Origin of the sequence: Leucobacter iarius, from assembly GCF_039530105.1 — a bacterium.
GTDB classification, from domain to species: domain Bacteria; phylum Actinomycetota; class Actinomycetes; order Actinomycetales; family Microbacteriaceae; genus Leucobacter; species Leucobacter iarius.
In genome coordinates, this window is sequence record NZ_BAAAOB010000010.1 from 1 (window position 1) to 1,533 (window position 1,533).

Sequence of the window (1,533 nt, forward strand, 5' to 3'; positions counted from 1 at the left end):
TTTAATCTGAATATCACCGGAAATGATGATTATTTTTCCCCGGTTTTTACAATGGCAAAGTTTCAGCAGGAAGGTGACCGCGTACTATTACCTGTTTCTGTACAGGTTCATCATGCAGTCTGTGATGGTTTTCATGCAGCAAGGTTTATCAATACACTTCAGCTGATGTGTGATAACATACTGAAATAAATTAATTAATTCTGTATTTAAGCCACCGTATCCGGCAGGATTGGTGGCTTTTTTTTATATTTTAACCGTAATCTGTAATTGGCACTGTTGCAAAGTTAGCGATGAGGCAGCCTTTTGTCTTATTCAAAGGCCTTACATTTCAAAAACTCTGCTTACCAGGCGCATTTCGCCCAGGGGATCACCATAATAAAATGCTGAGGCCTGGCCTTTGCGTAGTGCACGCATCACCTCAATACCTTTGATGGTGGCGTAAGCCGTCTTCATGGATTTAAATCCCAGCGTGGCGCCGATTATCCGTTTCAGTTTGCCATGATCGCATTCAATCACGTTGTTCCGGTACTTAATCTGTCGGTGTTCAACGTCAGACGGGCACCGGCCTTCGCGTTTGAGCAGAGCAAGCGCGCGACCATAGGCGGGCGCTTTATCCGTGTTGATGAATCGCGGGATCTGCCACTTCTTCACGTTGTTGAGGATTTTACCCAGAAACCGGTATGCAGCTTTGCTGTTACGACGGGAGGAGAGATAAAAATCGACAGTGCGGCCCCGGCTGTCGACGGCCCGGTACAGATACGCCCAGCGGCCATTGACCTTCACGTAGGTTTCATCCATGTGCCACGGGCAAAGATCGGAAGGGTTACGCCAGTACCAGCGCAGCCGTTTTTCCATTTCAGGCGCATAACGCTGAACCCAGCGGTAAATCGTGGAGTGATCGACATTCACTCCGCGTTCAGCCAGCATCTCCTGCAGCTCACGGTAACTGATGCCGTATTTGCAGTACCAGCGTACGGCCCACAGAATGATGTCACGCTGAAAATGCCGGCCTTTGAATGGGTTCATGTGCAGCTCCATCAGCAAAAGGGGATGATAAGTTTATCACCACCGACTATTTGCAACAGTGCCCTTGTTTTCGGAATCGTAGTCGCCGCGCTGGTCAGGGTTGGAGAAGGTCGTTCCCGGCAGTTCGTCGTGAATCATCTGCATCGCCGTGCCGATGATCCGTTCCACGATGCCGCCATAGTGCGGCTGTCCCAGCGGGCGATAGTCCAGCCGGATGCCATGCTGCTCGCAACCCCGGCGCAGGGCCTCGCTCTTGAACTCGGCCGCGTTGTCTAGGTAGAGCAGCAAGGGCTTGCCGCTCATCTGCCAATCCATTTCCACGTTCAGTCCTTCCAGCCAAGGGCGCTTGTCGCAGGCGACATGCACGAGGCACAGGCCAACCGAAACGGCAGACGGCGCTTCCAGCGTGACGACCATGCCGAGCACGCAGCGGGTGAACACGTCGATGGCGAGGGTCAGGTACGGGCGGCCAATAGGTTGCCGGTCGCGGTCATCGACCACGATCAG

At 52.6% G+C, this 1,533-nt stretch carries 3 protein-coding genes; 1 reads left to right on the forward strand and 2 read right to left on the reverse strand.

From position 1 onward, the window contains the following. On the forward strand, positions 1–189 hold a 189-nt coding region (locus ABD169_RS16005; RefSeq protein WP_344033613.1), incomplete at its 5' end, for a CatA-like O-acetyltransferase. Between the two features lie 132 nt (positions 190–321). Here the strand turns inward: ABD169_RS16005 and ABD169_RS16010 are convergent. Continuing rightward, on the reverse strand, positions 322–1,026 hold the full coding sequence (locus tag ABD169_RS16010; RefSeq protein ID WP_001067855.1) for an IS6-like element IS26 family transposase: 705 nt from the start codon (positions 1,024–1,026) through the stop codon (positions 322–324). A 36-nt stretch (positions 1,027–1,062) separates the two neighbouring features. Then, positions 1,063–1,533: integrase catalytic domain-containing protein (locus ABD169_RS16015; protein ID WP_425560984.1), on the reverse strand; the 471-nt coding region annotated here is incomplete at its 5' end.

What these genes read in the sequence shown, in the direction of transcription:
- ABD169_RS16010 (WP_001067855.1), bottom strand. Translation starts at nt 1,026, where the DNA reads ATGAACCCATTCAAAGGCCGGCATTTTCAGCGTGACATCATTCTGTGG.